Genomic DNA, 3270 nt, shown 5'->3' on the forward strand with positions numbered 1-3270 from the left:
TCAAGGGCGAGGTCATCAAGACCGTGCCCGAGTCCAAGATCGTGGAGACCCTGATCGACGAGGCCATGAAGATCGCCGAGCAGATGGAGAAGGACAGCGACACTGAGCCGGATCGCTCTATACCAGGCGAACCAGTTTTCTCTTCACCAACAGTATTTGCGGGACGGCCATGACACAGAACCCTGCCAGCTCATTTTCCCGCCTTCGGATGTCCGCGCCCGCGCTTATGGAGCACTCGCGCGACCTGTGCGTGCCTGAACTGCGGAAGGCCGTGAGCCACCTGGCCTCCCCGTTGGACATGGTGGCGGCCTACCACTTCGGATGGTCCGACCGGCGTGGCAGGCCAACCACAGGTGGTGGCAAGATGCTACGGCCCGCGCTGGCGGTGCTGTCCGCCCAAGCCATAGGCGGCAAACACGAAGCCGATGTCCTCCTGAATGGATCGATTCACGATACCCAGCTCTGTGACCAGGCACGTGCGGTGCGTCGGCTCACCACGGCCAGCCGCAGGCTGATCGACGGCCAGGCCCGCGACCTCGCGTTCGAACGCCGTGCCCAGATCAGTGTCCAAGACTGCCTGGATATGGAGGGCGCCAAAACCGGTGCGCTGCTGGGCTGTGCCACGGCCATCGGTGCCGTACTGGCCAGCGCCCACGATGCCACAGCAGATTCGTTGGAGCGGTACGGTCATCACCTGGGGCTCGTGTTCCACACAATTGACGACCTGATGGGTTTTTGGGGCGATCCGAAGTCGACCGGTAAGACCCGATGGAGTGATCTTCGCAGAAACAAGAAGTCGTTGCCTGTATGTGCTGCCCTTGCTGAGAGGGGCACAGCCTCCCGGCAGCTCGCCCAACTTATCACCAGTGCCCACTCCGGGAATGAGACCGAGCAAGAACTCGCTCAGCACGCCGAACTCATAGAGGCCGTCGTCGGTCGCGACTGGACCCAGCAGGGGGCTCGCCGCCAGCATGAGAAGGTCCTGGACAGCCTCGATGAGGTCTCCATTCCCGACGAGGTGCGCGAACACTTCGTAGCCCTTACCAAATTCGCCGTCGAGCGTGAGAGGTGACAGAACGTGACTATACCCAACACGCGTACCGGTGAGGGTGCCTCTTTGCCAGCCCGTACCAGCACCTCGCGACGTCCCCTGCTCGGCCAGATCCGTCACCCGCGCGACCTCGCCCCCTTGACCGCAGAACAACTCACAGAACTCGCTAAAGAGATTCGCTCCTTCCTGATCGAGGAAGTTTCAAAGACGGGCGGCCATCTCGGTCCAAACCTCGGGGTTGTTGAGCTCACCATCGCCCTGCACCGGGCTTTCGACTCCCCGTGTGAGCACATCCTGTTCGACACCGGGCACCAAGCTTACGTTCACAAGCTACTTACCGGCCGCCAAGACTTCTCGCGTCTGAAGATGAAGGACGGTCTCTCCGGCTATCCGTCCCGTGCAGAGTCGGAACACGATGTGATCGAAAACTCACATGCCTCCACTGTTCTCGGCTACGCCGACGGTCTGGCCAAGGCCAACAGGGTGAAAGGAAAAAGCCGTCCGGTTGTCGCCGTCATTGGCGACGGCGCGCTCACGGGTGGCATGGCCTGGGAAGCACTCAACAACATCACCGATGACAACGACCTGCCCGTTGTCATCGTCCTCAACGACAACGGGCGCTCCTACTCCCCTACCGTCGGCGGCTTCGCCGGGCATCTGGCCACTCTGCGTACCTCGAACGGCTCCAAGCGGATTCCTGCCGCGCCCCCTTCCCCACGCAATGCCACGGAAGGCATCGACCCCATCGGCGCTCCACTGGGCATGTTCGACTCTCTCGGCGTTAGGTATATCGGTCCCGTTGATGGTCACGACCTGGCGGCGCTGGAGTCGGCGTTCAGAGAAGCGCGCTGCGTCGGTGGGCCAGTGATCGTGCACTGCATCACCGAAAAAGGGCGTGGCTACGAGGCCGCCCTGCAAAATGATGAGGATCGCTTTCACGCCGTCGGTGTAATCCATCCCGAAACCGGCCTGCCGGTGAGTGTCCCCGGAATGGAGTGGACGACTGTTTTCGGCGAAGAGATGGTCGCCCACGGCCGCAAGCGAAAGGACATCGTAGCGGTCACTGCCGCCATGCTGCATCCGGTCGGTCTCGCACCTTTCGCCAAGGCCTACCCTGACCGCATCTTTGACGTCGGCATCGCTGAACAGCACGCCGTCGTCTGCGCTGCCGGCCTCGCCACCGGCGGCTTGCATCCCGTTGTCGCCCTTTACGCGACCTTCCTTAACCGTGCTTTCGACCAAGTCCTGATGGACGTCGCCCTGCACCAGTGTGGTGTGACCTTCGTGCTTGACCGGGCCGGAATTACCGGCACCGACGGCGCCTCCCACAACGGAATGTGGGACATGTCAATCCTTCAAGTCGTGCCCAGACTGCGGATAGCTGCGCCACGGGACGCGGACCAGCTGCGCCTTCAGCTGAGTGAAGCCCTTGAGGTCACCGATGCTCCAACCGTCGTCCGCTACGCCAAGGGTGCCGTGGGTCCCGCAGTCTCAGCCGTCGGGCGGGTGGGAGGGATGGACGTGCTACGCGGCCGCGCAGATGACTCAGCGGACGTGCTGATCGTCTCAGCAGGGACGATGGCGCTGAACTGTTTGGAGGCAGCCGACCTGCTCGACGCTCAGGGCATCACCTCCACTGTCGTCGACCCGCGCTGGGTCAAGCCGGTCGACCCGGTCCTGCCCAGCCTGGCTGCCCGGCACCGCGCCGTCATCACCGTTGAAGACAACTGCCGAGTCGGTGGCATCGGCACCGCCATCGCCCAAGCTCTGCGAGACGCTGGAGTTGACGTGCCTCTGCAGACCCTCGGAATCCCGCAGGAGTTCCTCGGGCATGCCAAGCGGGAGGAGATTCTGGTCGAGGTTGGTCTCACCGCCGACGGCATCGCCCGCCAAGCAGCTGCCGCCACCACCGGGCTCACTCCGACGCTCTGCCCACAGATTCCGATATGCAGCGCCGCAGCCGACCCTTGCAGTCCCGCCCAGCCGTTGGCCGCTGAGGCCAGGAGAGCCATGCATACCCCTCCTCATTCACCGACCTCATTGCCGCGTATGAGCAGCCCCCCCATAGAAATTCCCGTTCCAAGGCATCGTCCCGACGAATCGCCGTCTGCCAAACCTGTTCATCGCCTGGACCGGGTGATCATCCGCTTCGCGGGCGACTCGGGCGACGGCATGCAGTTGACGGGTGACCGCTTCACCTCGGAGACCGCGTCCTTCGG

At 63.2% G+C, this 3270-nt stretch carries 1 protein-coding gene and 1 pseudogene; both read left to right on the forward strand.

Going from position 1 to position 3270, the window contains the following annotated elements; translation table 11 throughout:
• The first annotated feature begins 271 nt into the window (after positions 1–271).
• Entirely contained in the window at positions 272–1072 is an 801-nt protein-coding gene (locus tag ABZ457_RS30545; protein WP_359164312.1) for a polyprenyl synthetase family protein, read from the forward strand.
• A gap of 45 nt (positions 1073–1117) precedes the next feature.
• Positions 1118–2944: pseudogene (gene dxs, locus ABZ457_RS30550) on the forward strand (1-deoxy-D-xylulose-5-phosphate synthase); the annotation flags it as partial.
• Positions 2945–3270: the final 326 nt, after the last annotated feature.

It is taken from the genome of Streptomyces sp. NPDC005805, assembly GCF_040630445.1.
In the GTDB taxonomy this organism is placed as follows: Bacteria; Actinomycetota; Actinomycetes; order Streptomycetales; family Streptomycetaceae; genus Streptomyces.